This is a genomic window from Granulicella sp. 5B5 (assembly GCF_014083945.1).
Lineage (GTDB): Bacteria > Acidobacteriota > Terriglobia > Terriglobales > Acidobacteriaceae > Granulicella.
Genome location: NZ_CP046444.1, coordinates 3215848 through 3231999 on the forward strand (window position 1 = coordinate 3215848; position 16152 = coordinate 3231999).

Annotated in this window: 13 protein-coding genes and 1 tRNA gene; 12 read left to right on the forward strand and 2 right to left on the reverse strand. The window is 59.5% G+C overall.

Annotation, left to right across the window (positions count from 1 at the left end; all coding sequences use genetic code 11):
- Positions 1-52 precede the first annotated feature (52 nt).
- Positions 53-463, reverse strand: coding sequence for a DUF4260 domain-containing protein (locus GOB94_RS13530; protein WP_182276407.1), 411 nt, complete (start codon positions 461-463; stop codon positions 53-55).
- Between the two features lie 265 nt (positions 464-728).
- Entirely contained in the window at positions 729-1385 is a 657-nt protein-coding gene (locus GOB94_RS13535) for a hypothetical protein (protein ID WP_182276408.1), read from the reverse strand.
- A gap of 73 nt (positions 1386-1458) precedes the next feature.
- On the opposite strand from GOB94_RS13535, the gene GOB94_RS13540 reads away from it, so the two are divergent.
- The 12 genes from GOB94_RS13540 to GOB94_RS13590 all read left to right on the forward strand — a co-directional run bounded on the left by GOB94_RS13540 (position 1459) and on the right by GOB94_RS13590 (position 16017).
- Positions 1459-3990, forward strand: a complete 2532-nt coding sequence (locus GOB94_RS13540; RefSeq protein WP_182276409.1) for an LptA/OstA family protein — start codon at positions 1459-1461, stop codon at positions 3988-3990.
- Between the two features lie 7 nt (positions 3991-3997).
- A complete protein-coding gene (gene lptB / locus GOB94_RS13545; RefSeq protein ID WP_182276410.1) occupies positions 3998-4792 on the forward strand; it encodes an LPS export ABC transporter ATP-binding protein in 795 nt (264 codons plus the stop codon).
- Between the two features lie 128 nt (positions 4793-4920).
- On the forward strand, positions 4921-6453 hold the full coding sequence (rpoN, locus tag GOB94_RS13550; RefSeq protein ID WP_182278629.1) for an RNA polymerase factor sigma-54: 1533 nt from the start codon (positions 4921-4923) through the stop codon (positions 6451-6453).
- Positions 6454-6606: 153 nt separating this feature from the next.
- Positions 6607-6930 carry a ribosome-associated translation inhibitor RaiA gene (gene raiA, locus GOB94_RS13555; protein WP_182276411.1) on the forward strand — a complete coding sequence of 108 codons (324 nt, stop codon included), beginning with the start codon at positions 6607-6609 and terminating at the stop codon, positions 6928-6930.
- 111 nt (positions 6931-7041) lie between these two features.
- The gene (rapZ, locus tag GOB94_RS13560) at positions 7042-7956 is read left to right on the forward strand and encodes an RNase adapter RapZ (RefSeq protein WP_182276412.1); all 915 of its coding nucleotides are present in this window, start codon (positions 7042-7044) and stop codon (positions 7954-7956) included.
- A gap of 71 nt (positions 7957-8027) precedes the next feature.
- Positions 8028-9893 carry an ABC transporter ATP-binding protein gene (locus GOB94_RS13565; protein ID WP_182276413.1) on the forward strand — a complete coding sequence of 622 codons (1866 nt, stop codon included), beginning with the start codon at positions 8028-8030 and terminating at the stop codon, positions 9891-9893.
- Positions 9894-9939: 46 nt separating this feature from the next.
- A complete protein-coding gene (gmk, locus tag GOB94_RS13570; protein ID WP_182276414.1) occupies positions 9940-10608 on the forward strand; it encodes a guanylate kinase in 669 nt (222 codons plus the stop codon).
- A 135-nt stretch (positions 10609-10743) separates the two neighbouring features.
- The gene (rpoZ, locus tag GOB94_RS13575; protein ID WP_182276415.1) at positions 10744-10953 is read left to right on the forward strand and encodes a DNA-directed RNA polymerase subunit omega; all 210 of its coding nucleotides are present in this window, start codon (positions 10744-10746) and stop codon (positions 10951-10953) included.
- A 43-nt stretch (positions 10954-10996) separates the two neighbouring features.
- Positions 10997-11977 (forward strand): uracil-DNA glycosylase, encoded by a 981-nt coding sequence (locus tag GOB94_RS13580; protein ID WP_182276416.1) that lies wholly within the window; start codon positions 10997-10999, stop codon positions 11975-11977.
- A gap of 68 nt (positions 11978-12045) precedes the next feature.
- A tRNA-Ala gene (locus tag GOB94_RS13585) sits at positions 12046-12121 on the forward strand.
- A gap of 172 nt (positions 12122-12293) precedes the next feature.
- Positions 12294-12596, forward strand: coding sequence for a hypothetical protein (locus GOB94_RS16715; protein ID WP_220464929.1), 303 nt, complete (start codon positions 12294-12296; stop codon positions 12594-12596).
- Positions 12597-13287: 691 nt separating this feature from the next.
- A complete protein-coding gene (locus GOB94_RS13590; RefSeq protein WP_182276417.1) occupies positions 13288-16017 on the forward strand; it encodes a TonB-dependent receptor in 2730 nt (909 codons plus the stop codon).
- Positions 16018-16152 lie beyond the last annotated feature (135 nt).

Consider the following 16152-nt stretch of genomic DNA (forward strand, 5'->3'; position numbering starts at 1 on the left):
GGTCTGGCAAGGACCGGTAGCCCGGCCCTCCAGGGCCGGGTCTCACTGACTCTCAAGAAGTGGAAGGGGCTTTGGCTCCGGAGGGCCGTCGCAGCGCGCCAATTCGTCCCAGGTGCGTCTCACTGAAGCTTGTGCCGTACTTCAACCCATAACCCAGGGCGCGGTCCATCGCCACGTGCGCCAGCCAGATCAGTGCATACGGCTGCACCTCCGGCCGCACGAACGAGTAGCCCAGCAGCGCCACTGGCCCAAGGTACGTGTGCACGGTGTTGTAGCAGAAGGCCCCCACCCGCGGTCCAGCCATGAAGCCCAGCATCGCCAGGTCCGGCGTCAGCAGCAGCACCGCGAACACCAGCCAGTTGTCGTGCGACAGCGCATACACCGTCACCGCACCCACCAGCACTGCCAGCGACTCCAACCGCAAAAGCTTCCGCGGCACGCCCTGCGCTCCAACCTCTGTCATCGAACCGCTCCCGCTTTCCTTGGCCTATCAGGAGCAGATGAGCCGCCCAGCCTCCGCGTCGCAACTTTCCGGTGTGCTGCACCGAATTTCCTCGGTCTTGCCACGAACCCATCGGCAAACTTTTCCACACGATAGGGAACACCCCTCACCCTGCCAATAAAAGTGCCCTCGCGGGGATAGAACCTCCACAAGTCCCCGCCCAACCATTCTCTTATCAGAACTTTAGATCAAAAAGTATCTGGGGGGAGGGGAGAGGGGGTTGGTCCTAATTCAGCCGCTGCAGCCGCGCGATCAGCTTCTCGGCCAAAGGCTCGCCGCTCTCTGTCCACAGCAGGCGCGACGAAATTCCACAGTGTTTTTCAACACTCAGCGTAAACGCCAGCAGCTTCTCGACGTTCTCCTTGATGTACTTCGCAGCTTCCGCGTCGACATCCTCGTCTTCGAGCACCCACGGCGAATCCAGCCCGAAATCCACGCGAATATGGCCGTTCTGCTCGTAGCTGTTGTCGTCGAAGTCAGGCCCAAATCCGATGATCCGCACCTTCGCCGGTTCAAGCCTCCAGATCGTATCCAGCTCGCCCGCAACTTCAGGAACCCAGAGCATCCACTGCATCTCGAACTCGTAAGCCTGGTCTTCATGCAACTGCTCGGTCGCTTCGGCAACGGCATTCTCGATCTTGGAGCCTTCCGTATCAGCCGACTCCTGCGCGCGCTCGTCATTCACGTAGATGCGCTGATAGATCGGTGACTCGGTCCAGTCGATCGGATACACACTCGCCGCCGCAACACGGCCGAACTCGCTCTTGGCATCGCCATCGCGGGCAATCACGGCAAACTGCCGCATCACACCGGTCAGCGCCGCGGGCAGCGACTGGAACCGGAAGTTCGGATACCACAGACTCAGGTAGAGCTGATCAGCCATCACTCCATTCTATCCGCCCGCGCGTCCAACGTTCAGCCCTGCACGTGGAATGAGAAGATAGTAGCTGGCATTCATGGCTCTTACGATCAAGCGCTTACGGTGGGTCATTGCGGCAGCGGCACTGCTGCTTACCGTCGTCGTCGCTGCCTATATCGGCTTCGGCCGTTACCGCGCCGTCAAGGCCTATCTCGACGTCATCCGGAAGGCCGGAATCACCGTCTCGCACGACACCAATGGCCTGACAGTCTCCAAGAGCGAGCAGGGTCGGACCATCTTCACCCTTCACGCGCAGAAGGGCACACAGATCGGCGATGGCAAGTGGAGCCTTCACGGCGTCAACGTCATCCTCTACAGCCGCGACGGCCAGCACAACGACGTCATCAACGGCGACGACTTCACCTACGACGAGCACGAGGGAATCGTCCGTGCCATCGGAGAAGTCCACATGGACCTCGAAGCCCCCGACTCGCTCACCTCCGCTGGCCGCTCGTCTCTCCGCCCTCTGGCTGGCGCGCCACCCGGAAGCGGCCACGAACCCGCCAACGTCATCCATGTCCGCACCAGTGGAGTCGTCTACTTGCGCAAGCTAGGCATCGCCGCAACGGACCAGCGCGTCGAGTTCTACTACGGCGGCATCGAAGGCACCGCGCAGGGCGCCGAGTACAACACCAGCCTCAGCACCTTGCGCCTGCTCTCCAACGTAACCGCTACCGGAATACTCCGAAACCGCCCCTTTGTGCTGCACGCCGCCAGCGCCGACATCGACCGCAGCGCCAACGTAGCAACGCTGCCACACACCGTTGCCACCTCCGCAGGGCACACGGCAAGCGCCGATCTGACACTCCTGAACCTCCGCAGCGACGGCTCGATCGCATCGGCGAAGGCGACGGGCCATGTCCGGCTCACGAACGCCACCCAGACCGTCGAGGCTGCCGAGCTGGACAGCACCTTCACCAAGTCCACCGTGCCCATCGCTGCGCGTCTCAGCGGCGGGGTGCAGCTCGTAGACACAGACCCCATGCGCCCCGCACAAGGCTCCTCCCCCGCCGCCGATCTAGCCTTCGATGCACGCGGTCTCTTGAGCAGCGTTACTACTTCAGGCGCATCACAGCTCGTTCTCACGGACAAACGCACATTACCCGGTGGCCTGCTGCGGGAGGTCCACGCAGACCGTATTGTCGCCCGTTTCAGCACTGCGGGCAAAGGCTCGAACGCCAAGTCCCAGCTCACAGATATACAGGCGACGGGCTCAGCAGAGATCCGCGGCGAGTCGCTCGATACCAGAGCGCATCCGCCAGCAAGTCAGGGTTCGGGAGTACCGATCAAGCTCACCACACTTACGGCGGATGACCTTGATCTCACTCTGGTGAACACCGTAAACGGCCACGCTGAGCCGGATAAGCTCTTTGCTCATGGACATACGCTGCTGCGTGAAAACGCGCCGACCGGAGAAGTTGAAACGAGTACTGGCGATCAGTTGAGCGCCGTCTTTGCGCAGGCGGAGACGCATGGCAAGCAGCAGCTTGCGCTCGCTTCTGCAATACAGACGGGGCACGTTCTTGTGCAACGTCTTGCGCCTCGGCGCAATGGCCGTACCGGCAGTCAATCTCAGCCACAGGAATTTGGAACAGCCACGGCCGAGAGCGCCAGCTATAACTCAGTGACGGGCAAACTTACCCTCATAGGCAACACGCACCTCACGCAGGACGATGCGACGCTCACAGCGGCAACCGTCATCCTGGATCAGCGCAATCAGGATGCGGACGCTGCTGGCAACGTGCAGACGACGTTCGCCAGAGCGGCAACCGGCGCGTCGTCATTTCCTCCGGCCGATTTCACTCACGTATTGTCAACGACTGCGCACTTCACACACAAAACCCAGCAAGCCGAGTTCCGCGGTACCGATGCGCAGCCGGCGCGCATGTGGCAACAGGCCTCGCAGGTGCAGGCGGCTACGCTTATTCTGGACGACCGAAACCACACCTTCAGTGCGCGGCCGGGCTCTTCGGCGGGCCTCGTTCACGCGGTCTTTGCTGACGTGTCATCAGAGACGCATGGTCCCTCATCTGCGTTTCACAGTGAGAAGTCGTCTATGGGACGCATGCGTTATGTCCGTGTTGCGGCTGCCAGGATGGACTACAGCGATGCCCGCCGCGAAGCAGTTTTTACTGGCCCGCAGGGTGTACTCCTCGAAGCCGATGCCGGAACCATCCGAGCACAGCAGGCGACAGCTTATCTGACTCCGGCGGCAAAGACTCCTGCAGCAAAGCCCACAGGCGCTCCATCGAGCAAAGAATCCACGCCCTTCAACGGCTCTCTGGATCGCGTAGTGATTACAGGAGACGTCCGGTTGGAGCAGCCCGGTCGCCACGGAACGGGCGAGGAACTTGTCTACACTGCGGCTACAGGCGCCTCGGTGCTGACCGGCACCCCAGTTAAGCCGCCCGTGATCGTCGATACGCAGCACGGCAACATCACGGGCTCATCTCTCTTGTTTGCGGATGCAGGTAGTACCATCGTGGTGTTGGGCAACGCGCCTGGCACATCGCCCCGCCGTGTGCACACGGAGACGCAAATTCAGCAGGGCAAAGAAGAGAGGCAGTAGGCGCAACATGAGGACGCTCGCCACCGAAGGGATTGCGAAGTCATACGCTGGCCGTCAGGTTGTGCGAGACGTATCCATTCGCATCACGCAAGGAGAGGTGGTTGGCCTGTTGGGTCCTAACGGAGCCGGCAAGACCACCAGCTTCTATATGATCGTGGGTCTGGTGCGGCCCGATGGCGGCCGGGTGGTAACAGACGGCATCGACATCACTCACACGCCGATGTATCTTCGTGCCCGCGAGCATGGCATTAGCTATCTGCCGCAGGAGCCATCCGTCTTTCGCAAGCTCTCCGTGGAAGAGAACATCCTGGCAGTGCTGGAGACACAGCAACTCACATGGGAAGCGCGCCGCAAGCGCAGCGAAAACCTCATCGCGCAGCTCAATCTAGGGCACGTTCGCAAGACCCCGGGATACGCACTCTCCGGTGGTGAGCGTCGCCGTGTCGAGATTGCCCGCTGTCTCGCCATCGGTCCCGCCTTCATCCTGCTCGATGAGCCCTTCTCTGGCATCGATCCGATCGCCGTACTGGAGCTGCAGCAGATTATCTTCGACCTTAAGGCATCGGGCATCGGTGTACTCATCACTGACCACAACGTCCGTGAGACGCTCTCTGTCACCGACCGCGCCTACATCGTCAACGAAGGCAGCATCTTTCGGACCGGAACGCCCGGCGAGCTAGGTCGTGATCCGGAGGTCAAGCGAATCTACCTCGGCGAAAATTTCACCTTCGGCAAGCCCACCCAACCGACCAAGGGGAACCTGCCCCACGATGCCCAAAACGGCCCCGCTGAGGATCACTGAGCCTGGCTTCGGGAAGTTCGCAGGACCTTGGCCGGAGTAGACTGGCATCGTACGTGCTCGATGGGCCATCCCTCTCTGGTGCGCACACGTCCGTCGGCTCTCCCCTGCGGATGCGATGAGGTTAGAAACTGCTGCAACCACGCCTTTCCGTAAAACTCGCGCAGCGCCAGGTACTTACTCCGGGTCTGGTGCAGATGGTCAGTGTGCTTGCGCTCAACAAGCTTGAGCTCAAAGAGATGCTCAACGGCGAGCTCATTGAAAATCCTGTTCTCGAAGAGATCGACGAATCCTCGGAGACTCTCGAAGAGCTCTCCACGCGCGAGGCGGAGTCCGAGCGCAGCGCGGAGGACATCAGTCACGACGCGCCTGACTCGGCCAACGCCTTCGATGAAGTCGACTTCGGGTCCTACTTTCAGGAGTTCCTCGATCCCGGCTACCGCACCGCTTCTACCTTTGAGGACTCGGACAAGCCCTCGTTCGAGCACTTCCTCGCCGCGCCCAGCAACCTCTCCGATCACCTGCTCTGGCAGTTGGGGGCGCTCCCGCTGGCACCCCGGCTGCGTTTCAGCGTCGAGATCATCATCGGTAACCTGAACGAGGATGGCTATCTGACCGCGAGTGATGAAGAACTGGCCGAGGCGCTGCGCTCCGAGTTTGCAGATGCATCACTCTCGCCCGATGAGATCACGCACCTTCTTGCAAAGGCCGGGGATGTTATGGCACAGCTTGACCCCATAGGCATCGGCGCGCGCGATCTGCATGAGTGCCTGATACGGCAGCTAAACGCACAGCGCAGTGAGTGGACTCGCAGCGAGCTCCGCCGTCAGCAGGCCGAAAACGTCACGCCAGAGCCGCCGCTCCTTCTGGACCTCGCCGCCCAGATCGTTGAATCACATCTCCAGCTTCTGCAGCGCAAGGATGTTCGCGAACTGGTTCGTCTGCTGCGCCGTTCCACTGACGAGGTCAATGCAGCGATCGGTATCATCCGGCGGCTCGATCCGCGTCCAGGCCAGCGCTACAACCAGGCTTCCACCCGTCTCATCGAGCCTGATGTTGCCTTCGTCAAACGCGACGACGAGTACGTCGTTGTGATGAACGAGGAGGACCTGCCTTCGCTTCGGCTCAACGCTGTCTATCGCCGCATGTTGCGAGACCGCGACCTCGAGAAGGATGTCCGCGAATATGTCAAAGACCGATATAAGTCGGCCATCCAGCTTCTTCGCAACATCGAACAGCGAAAAAATACCATCGTACGCACGTGCGAGGCCATCATCCGCCGTCAGCACGATTTTCTTGAGCGCGGCGTGGAAGCCCTTCATCCCATGATGATTAAGGAGGTCGCTGAGGAGATTGGCGTCCATCCTTCCACCGTCAGTCGGGCAGTTGCCAATAAATATGTACACACCGCACAGGGTGTTTATGAGTTACGATTCTTTTTCTCCGAGGGAGTTAATGGCCCCGAAGGAGGAGATCTTCCCCTGATGCTCCTCAAGCGCAAGGTGAAGAAGCTGATCGAAGAGGAGGACCCTCGCAAGCCGCTTACCGACGATCGTCTGGTCGCGGAGTTACTGCGACAGGGCATCCAGGTCAACCGGCGCACCGTCGCCAAATACCGCGAAGACATGCACATTCCAAGTACGCACCAGCGCCGGCAACGATAGCCACGCTCAGGTTGGCGCAAGCCACGCACCTCCGTTTGGCGTATCGATTGCTCACGGCAACCCTCCTTTCTCCTTCACGTCTAACGAGTCAGGGAGGTGGAAAGGGAACCGGAAAGCAGCGAAGCAAACAACCGTCAAAATAAGGAGCATCGCATGAACATTGAGTTCACCGGACGTCGCACTGTAGTCACTGCAAAACTTCGTACGCAGGCGGAAGAGGCTCTGGCCGCCATTGCGCGTGTCACCAATCGATGCACCAACGCGCACATCATCCTCACTGAGGACAAATACCGCAAGATCGCCGAGGTCTCCGTTCAATGCCGCGGCGATGTTCATGTTGCCACTGCTCAATCGACCTCCATGGAGACGGCCCTGCACGACGCTCTCGCAAAGGTGGAGCAGCAAGCCATCCGTAACAAGGAACGCTTCTCCACGGTACGCGATCATCCGCGCCCCATCGCGGTTCCAACGCTGTAACCGTGCGGTCACGCAGGCGGGATTGAGATGTGAAACATCTCTCCCGCCTGCGCCGTCTCAAAGAGGAAGAAGCTGGCATCCCTCGTTTGACCTCAGGTCTATACTTTCCGCATGGCTCCCGCTGTACGTTCCCGAAAGACGAAGTCTGTTGCGCTCTCTAAACCGGCTCCTCGTGAGCTGGTGATCCTGACGGGGCTTTCCGGTGCCGGAAAGGCCTCCGCCCTCAAGGCGTTTGAAGATCTCGGCTTTTACTCCGTAGACAACCTCCCGCTCGACCTTATCCCTCGTTTCGCTGACCTCGTCGCAAAGTCGGCTGAGATCACGCACGCTGCGCTTGTCGTCGATGTCCGCGAGGGTAGCCGCCTACACCGCTTTCCGTCGATCCTCAGCAAGGTGCGCAAGGTGCTTCCCACGCGCGTCGTCTTTCTCGAAGCCAACGACGATGCGTTGATCCGCCGCTTCTCCGAAACACGCAGGCCCCACCCGCTTGGTCGTGACGAAACTGTTGTCAGCTCCATCCGTGCCGAGCGTAAACGGCTTGATCCGGTCCGTAACGTGGCGGACATTCTGCTCGACACAACGCGCTTCAACGTCCACGAACTCCGCGCCCACATCAACGCGCAGTTCAGCCACGGCGAAGGCAAGGCCGAGCGCAACCTCACCATCTCGGTGAACAGCTTCGGATTCAAGAACGGTGTCCCCACGGATGCCGATCTTGTCTTTGACGTCCGCTTCCTGCCCAACCCACACTTCATTCCGGAGTTCCGCAAGCTCACGGGCAAGCATCCCCGCGTTGCCAAATACATCCGGCAGTTCCCGCAGACGGCTGAGTTTCTCGACAAGGTGACCGAGATGCTCACCTTTCTCCTGCCGCACTACATCCACGAAGGCAAGAGCTATCTCACCATCGGCATTGGCTGCACGGGCGGCCAACACCGGTCGGTCATGATCGCCGAGGAGCTAAAGAAGCGTCTCTCCGCAGCCGGCTATCGTGCCAAGAGTTCCCACCGCGACATGCCGCGATGACGGAGCCAGGCCTCGATCCAGCGCGTACACTATCCCATGATGCAAGACTTCTCCCACTGCCGGTGCCCGCGATGAAACGCATACTCCGCCTGCTCGGATACATGCGGCCGTACCTGCTCTACACGTTCGCGTCGATCCTGCTTATGGGCGTCTTTGCGGCGATGGCGGCGCTCCGCGTACTGCTCATCAAGCCCATCATCGACAACGTGCTCAGTGCCAAGGCCTCACCCGATCAGGTGCTGGTTTTCACCATCCCACACACGCATCACATCATCAATCTGCAGTTCCTTATACCGAAGCACTTCCACAATGCGTGGACGGTCGTCGCTGTCGCGCTTATCGGTTCGGCCATCATCAAGTCGTTCTGTGACTACTTCGGAACGCTCTTCGCCAACAAGGCCGGCTTCGGCCTCATCACCGATCTTCGCAACGACCTCTACGATTCCATCCTCGGCCGCTCCACGGCGTTCTTTCAGCGACACTCCTCGGGCACACTCATCTCCACGCTCATCAACGATATCGAGCGTGTGCAGACGGCCATGGCAACCGTGCTCATCGACTTCCTGCAGCAGTTCTTCACCATGGTCGTCATGATCGGTGTCGTCATCATCACAGGCGGAGCCATGGCCTGGATACTGATTGTCTTCGTGCCGGTCATCATCCTCTCCTCGCGCAAGGTTGGCCGCGATGTTCGCCGCACCACGCGTCGCGGACAGGACAAACTCGCCGAGATCCAGAACATTGTGCAGGAGACCATCTCCGGCCACGGCATCGTCAAGGTCTTCGGCACCGAGCCCCTGGAGATGGCGCGCTTCCGCCGCGCAGCCGACCGCCTCCTCAGCGCCAACCTCCGCTCCGTCGCGGTGCAGGCCATCTCATCGCCGCTCATGGATGCCCTCGGCGCAGTCCTGCTCGCTCTGCTGCTCTTCATCGGGCGCAACGTCATCCAGCACGGCGTCACCCCGGGTGTCTTCATCACCTTCCTCGGCGCGGTCATCATGCTTTACGACCCCGTCCGACGCATGCCTACCTACTACAACAGCTTCCAGCAGGCCGTCGGCGCCAGTGAAGACGTCTTCAAGTTCATCGACGCGCAGGACGAGGTCCGCGAACGCCGTGGAGCCCGCGCACTCAAGTCCTTCGACGGGCGCATCGAGTTCCGCGACGTGCGCTTCGCCTACGAGCGTGACGGCCACTCCAAAGAGGTTCTCCACGGCATATCCCTAACGCTCAACCGCGGCGAAGTCCTCGCTCTCGTCGGCCCCAGCGGTGCAGGGAAGTCAACCCTCGTCAATCTGCTGCCCCGCTTTTACGACGTTACCGAGGGGGCGATCCTGCTCGACAAGCACGATGTCCGCGACCTTACGCTCGCTTCACTTCGCAAGCAGATCGGCAAGGTCACGCAGGAGACTGTTCTCTTCAACGACACCGTTCGTAACAACATCGCCTACGGCCAGCCCGACGCACCGATGACTGTCGTTGAAGAGGCCGCAAAGGCGGCCCTCGCGCACGACTTCATCCTGCGGCTCCCGCAAGGGTACGACACTCCCATCGGCGAACGCGGCGCGCGTCTCTCCGGCGGCGAGCGGCAACGTATCGCCATCGCCCGCGCCCTGCTCAAAAATGCGCCCATCCTCATCCTCGACGAGGCCACCAGCTCACTCGACACCGAAAGCGAAGCCGCCGTTCAGGCGGCCCTCGCCAATCTCATTGAAGGCCGCACTGTCCTCGTCATTGCGCACCGTCTCTCCACCGTGCGCCGTGCCGACCGCATCGCCGTCATGGAGAGCGGAACCATCACCGAGCTTGGCACGCACGATCAGCTCCTCGCTCTCGGCGGCACCTACTCGCGCCTCTACAACCTGCAGTTTGGTGCACTCGACCCCATCGATGCCGACGCGCTTCCACCGCTCGCCGGCCAACTCACACGGAGCTAGCGTGCACGTATCCTCGCCCCGGCTCGGGTTACACTGACCTCATCTCATGGCCGGCATCCTCTTCATCATCTCGGCGCCCAGCGGCTCGGGCAAATCTACGCTCGTCAGCGAGGTCCGCCGTCTCGTCTCTGGCCTCGAGTTCTCCATCTCTTACACCACCCGCGCTCCCCGTGGCTCGGAGCGGGATGGTGTTGAGTACTATTTCACCGACAAAGCTACCTTCGAACGTATGATCGCTGATGACGAGTTCCTCGAATACGCCACCGTCTTCGGCAATCACTACTACGGCACAGCAGTCTCTGCCCTGGATCATGCACTGGCCCACGGCAACGACTTGCTCCTTGACATCGACGTCCAGGGCGCTCTGCAGGTCATGCAAAAGGTCCCGCAGGCAATCTCCATCTTCATCTTGCCCCCCGCGCCAGACGTGTTGGAGAAACGTCTCCGCAACCGCAGCCAGGCGGAAGGTGTGGCCGACGAGGCAGAGATCGAGAAGCGTCTCTCGCAGGCACGCACGGAGCTGCAACAGCTTCACAGGTATAAGTACGCTCTCGTCAACGATGTTCTCGACGAGGCAGCGTCCGAGATGCGTGCGATCGTGCTTGAGGCCCGTGGCGAAGCCAACGCGCAGGAGCGCGTTCTTGCCGATGCCTGTCGCACCACGCATCACTCCGAGCGCCTCGACATGGCTCTGGCAAGCTTCGACAAGCCGTAGCCCTGCTCTTCTGGCAGTCTGAATCTGCGTGCTCAGTTCTGGTGACTTACGTCATCATCCTGAAATCCACAACAAATCTTTCCACAGGGGGTTTGCTTCTCGGGTACTATACCTGCAAACCCCGGAGGTCCATGCATGGCCCTAAACGAGCAAGCTTCGCTGCTTCTGCAGAACAAGTACAGCCTCGTCAAAGGCGCTGCACGTCGCGCCAGACAGCTCCAATCCGGAGCGCCTTCCCTTGGCGTCTCCAACTCGCTCAAAGCCTGTCGTGTCGCACAGGACGAAGTACGCGCAGGCAAGGTCACCTACACCGTCGGTGCCCGCAAGCCTGCACCCGCCCTGTAAAGGTTCCCGCACTGCGCTCCGCAGCCGGTAAACTGGTACACGGATGAGCGCTTCTCCTGAGCAACAACTGCGGGCCTACGTCGACTACCTGCGTGACCTCGGCATCTACGATCTCTATCGCCGCGACGACCCAGCCACGGTTCTGCCCGAATCGCTGCGTGCAGCGCTGTCGGCGAAACCTGCATCGGTTCCAGCAGCCAGGGCCGTGACACCACCAGCCCCAACCCCGGCTCGCTCCCCCGCTCCGCCCCCACCAGTGCGTACAGCTCCGCCGGTAGCTTCGTGTCCAACACCTCCGCTAGTGGCTTCTCCTCCGCCAGACTACTTCTCGCTCGACCCTGTCACATCCTCTGCGCCAGATCTAGGTGCCCCCATGCCCAAGCCCAAGTCCTTTGACGCGCTCGTGCCCGTGCCTACGCGCGTCATTCCCGCTGCCGAGCGTCCCGCCGCTCTCGAAAGTGTCCGCACCGAAATCGGCGACTGCACCCGCTGCCCGCTCGCCTACGGCGGCCGCCACAAGATCGTCTTCGCCGACGGCGACCCCAGTGCCCGCCTCATGTTCGTCGGCGAAGGCCCCGGAGCCGACGAGGACGCGCAAGGCCTGCCCTTCGTCGGCAAGGCCGGCCAACTGCTGAACAACATGATCATGGCCATGGGCCTCAAGCGTGAAGAGGTCTATATCGCCAACATCGTCAAGTGCCGCCCGCCCGCCAATCGCACCCCGGAGTACGTCGAGGCCACCACCTGCTCGCAGTTCCTCATCCAGCAGATCGACATCGTCCGTCCCGAGGTCATCGTCGCGCTCGGAGGCACAGCGGCCACCTATCTTCTCGGCGTCAAGCAGTCGCTAGCGTCCCTGCGAGGCCACTGGTACAGTTCACGCGGGGCCAAGGTCGCCGTAACCTACCATCCCGCGTTCCTGCTCCGCGACCCGCGCCAGAAGGGCGAAGCCTGGAAGGATCTCCAGCGCGTGATGGCCGAACTCGGCCTCAAGGCTCCGGCACGCCCCTCACCCTCCACCTAGTCATCGCGGGCGCGGGAGGCTTTGTCTGCCACGCGCACTCCTGCTAAACTGGTCAAGTACCCAAACGTGGGGCTGTAGCTCAGCTGGGAGAGCGCCTCGTTCGCAACGAGGAGGTCAGCGGTTCGATCCCGCTCAGCTCCACCAAGAAAATCAAGCAGTTAGTTTGAAAATCTGAATCGCGGATGAGCTGAACAAGCCCTGTGAGTCAGAAATGGGTCCAAAGTGGCCTTGCCACCTCCAACACAAGCAGCGCGACGCCTTCCTGGCCTTCCTTTCAGGTTAGGCGGGGTACCGTTATTTCAGAAATGACGCCAAGGTGCGCGACCAGTTTCAAAGCATTCTGGATTTTCAAAAACCACGGTCAACGAAGTGGCTGATCTCGTTTTGGCAAGACCTTAGAGATGCCAATCCTGCAGCGATCCCGCCACCAGCTTGTAGAAAGATGGCAACGGCTGCAGTGAGCATCTATCTTCCGCTGAAGATGGATGTAGTTATCTGCGCCAGTAGTCACTACAAGAAAACAATACGAAGCAAGAGCATCCGATGTGCCAACCGCACCCGGCCTTATCCGCTTCATTTGCCATCGAATGCTCTCTCGGTTGAAGTTGTCAATGATTGACGATATCGAGAATGAATTAGCTTTTGTGGAAATCCTAACCGCTAACTGAGGCAACCCGCACCAACACAACGTGGGGCTGCTTTACAAATGCTGCTACCTGCGCGTGAGAGCGTGACATGGTCGTGGTTATACTGTGAGAAGCGATTCGCAACTAGCGTCCTTTTACCGTTATCGCTCGTCTGTTCTTCTATAGATAAGCCTTGAATCGAGCCGCACAACGCGCGTTTACGGTGCACCCTCAGCCCCTTCAGTTGAGGATGAAAGCGGTTCTGTGCCTTGTCCTTGCTCTCTGGGTGGGCATGGCACAGGCAGTCCATCATCACGGATCAGGGCGATTTCAGGACGCGCATCACCGAGTTGTTAGCAAAGATAACGGACACGATTCCGGCGAGCTATATTGCCCTCTGTGCGCGGTTATGCACTCGGTTCTTCCGGGTGCATCGCCGACACTGCCGCCTTCGTTTCTCTTTCAATCGATCACTACCGTTACAACCTCCCTGGCGGTTGTCCAGCTTTGGCGATTCGATCTCTTCGGTAGACCACCTCCTTCCTCAATCTAGTTCATTGCAAAAGTAGACAAGAGTAGCTCGCGCATTTGCGCGGCTGCCTGCTTGTATTTCGACTGGTCCGCGCGATTGCGAAGGATCGTCGAGCGCATTGACAGATATTCAGAGAAAACAGGAGTTGTTCCATGAAGAAGCCACGTTTCTTTCGCTTTGCCGTCTTCGCCTTCCTCGCGGGGTTGGTAATAGCTTTTGCGGCCGGTGCCGCATATGGCCAGAGCACATCCGGAACGGTCACCGGCTCAGTTTTTGATCCCAGCGGCGCTGGGCTTGCAGGTGCCACCGTCACGCTGACGAATCCCGTCAGCGGATACTCGCGAACCGCCGTTACCGATGGAACCGGTACCTATCGCTTCTATAACTTACCCTTCGACCAGTACAGTGTTACGGCAACCAGCTCTAATTTTGTGGCTTCCACGCGCCAGGCACAGGTCTACTCTCCGGTGCCACTCGCGCTGGTCTTTCACCTTCAGGTGAGTTCTGTGACCTCAACGGTGGAAGTACAGGGAGCCCCTGGTTTGGTGGAACAAGATCCCAATTTCCATACCGATGTGGATCGCTCCGTCATCAACCGGCTACCGATCGAGAGCCCGTCAAGTGAGTTAAGCTCCATCGTCACACTGGCTTCCCCCGGCGTTGCAGCGGATTCAAACGGCCTGATGCACGGGTTAGGGGACCACGCCGAGAACTCCTTCAATGTTGATGGCGAACCGATCACCGATCAGCAGAGCAAGGTCTTCTCAAACCAGGTGCCGGCAGCCGCGGTTCAATCACTCGAGGTCATCGACGGCGCTCCACCAGCCGAATATGGTGATAAAACCTCGCTGATCGTGAAGATTACTACCCGCTCAGGCCAGGGAGTTACCACCCCGACAGGAACAGTACGTCTGTCCTACAGCACGTTCGGTACCAGCAATCTTGGATTCGACACATCATACGGCGGAACGAACTGGGGCAATTTCATCGCAGTCGATGGATTGCAAAGCGGGCGATTTCTTGACGGCCCGGAATTTGCAGTGCTGCATGATAAGGGCAACGAAGAGAATTTCTTCGATCGGTTCGACTACAACTTTACGCCGCGCGATTCGATTCACTTCAACGCGCAATACACGCGGTCGTGGTTTCAGACGCCAAATGACTTTGAGAATATCGGCGTGGTCGACCCCAATGGGAATGTGATCGGCAACACTGACCAGCGCTCGAAGATCGGCACGATCAACTTCTCGCCTACCTTCACGCATGTGATCAGCGACGACTCGGTTGCCAATATTGGCGTCTACGTTCGCCGCGATGCGTACAACTACTATCCCAGCAACAATCCCTTTGCCGACTACGCTCTCGATCAGCAACAGGAAACGATCAGCCAATACAGGACCCTGACGAACATGGGCGTTCATGCTGATATTTCCTACGTCCACGGTATTAACAACGCAAAGCTTGGCGGCGTATATGAGCAAACGCTGCTACGTGAGAATGACAGCGTAGGTGTTGTCGATCCCACGCTGACACCTTCCTGCCTCGACACGAACGGAAATCCAACCGGCTGTACTTCCCCGGGAGCCACACCGAACCCCAACGTCATTCCCGTCTTGGTTCCCTATGACCTCACGCAGGCCGGCTCTCTTTATGCTTGGAAGGGCCGCACGGACGTCAAGCAGCTTGCCCTCTACGGTGAAGATCAGATTACGGCAGGCAACTGGCTTTTGAACTTCGGCATTCGCGGCGACTTCTATAACGGGATGACCATTCAACGGCAAGCCGAACCCCGCGTCGGTATCTCATACAACGTAAAGCCGACGAACACTGTACTGCGAGTCTCCTATGCCCGCACGCAGGAAACTCCGTTCAATGAGAATCTCGTTCTCTCATCGACAGGTTGCTCCGATCCGGTGCTCTTTGCGGTCTTCTCCACCTTGTCCGCGGGCAGTTGCGCGACACAGGCTATCACCCCCTTCAATCCGGGTTTCCGCAACGAGTTTCACGCTGGGTTTGGCCAATCCGTGGGTCGTCACTTTGTCTTCAACGGAGAATACATCTGGAAGTACACGCACAATGCGTACGACTTCAGCGTGCTCGGTACGACCCCCATTACCTTCCCAATTGAATGGGCCAGCTCGAAAATTCCTGGTTATGCTTTGAGCGCGACGTTGACCGACCTTAAGGGTCTGTCGGTTCGGTTCAACGCATCGTCGGTGGCCGCTCGGTTCTTCAATCCCCAGTTAGGCGGTGTGGGAGCGACGCCGGGTATCGTTGGCAGCACCCTCCCGTTCCGCATCGACCACGACGAACACTTCAACGAGACAACCCATCTCGAATATGCGATGCCCTTCCATAAGAGCATGTACGTTGGCTTCAATTGGAGATACGACACGGGCCTCGTAGCAGGCGCGTCGCCCTGCTACAACACAACCGACCCGAACAGCGTTTGCAACCCGCTCAATGGCGGCCCTTCGATCACGATCAATGGGCAGCCCGGGATCGACCTCAGCTATCTCAGTCCCGATCAGCAGTTCCAGGCAGGCCTCGTCTGCAATGGCGTCAAGGCCACTCCGACAAGCGGTCTAACGCAATGTCTGGCGTCGCAACTGACATCCAATCTCATCGTGATCCCGGCGCCTGGCACCGAGGATGACGATAAGAACCCACAGCGGATTCAGCCACGGACCGTCTTCGACTTGGCGTTGGGCGATGACAACATCATGCACTTCGGCGAGAACGACCGCTATAAGTTCAGCGGACGTATCACGGCCATCAACCTTGCCGATAAGTATGCGCTCTATAACTTCCTCTCCACATTCTCAGGCACACATTATCTAACGCCACGGACTGTAACGGGGGAAGTGGCTTTCCACTTCTAGAACCGCAAACCGCGTTAAGACACCGGGGCCATCCTTACGGATGGCCCCGGTCATCTACTTGCGAGAATCAACGAAGAGGACCTAATGCGACGGCTCTATGGGGGAAGGCGCAATCGAGGGAGCAAGCAGCGAATC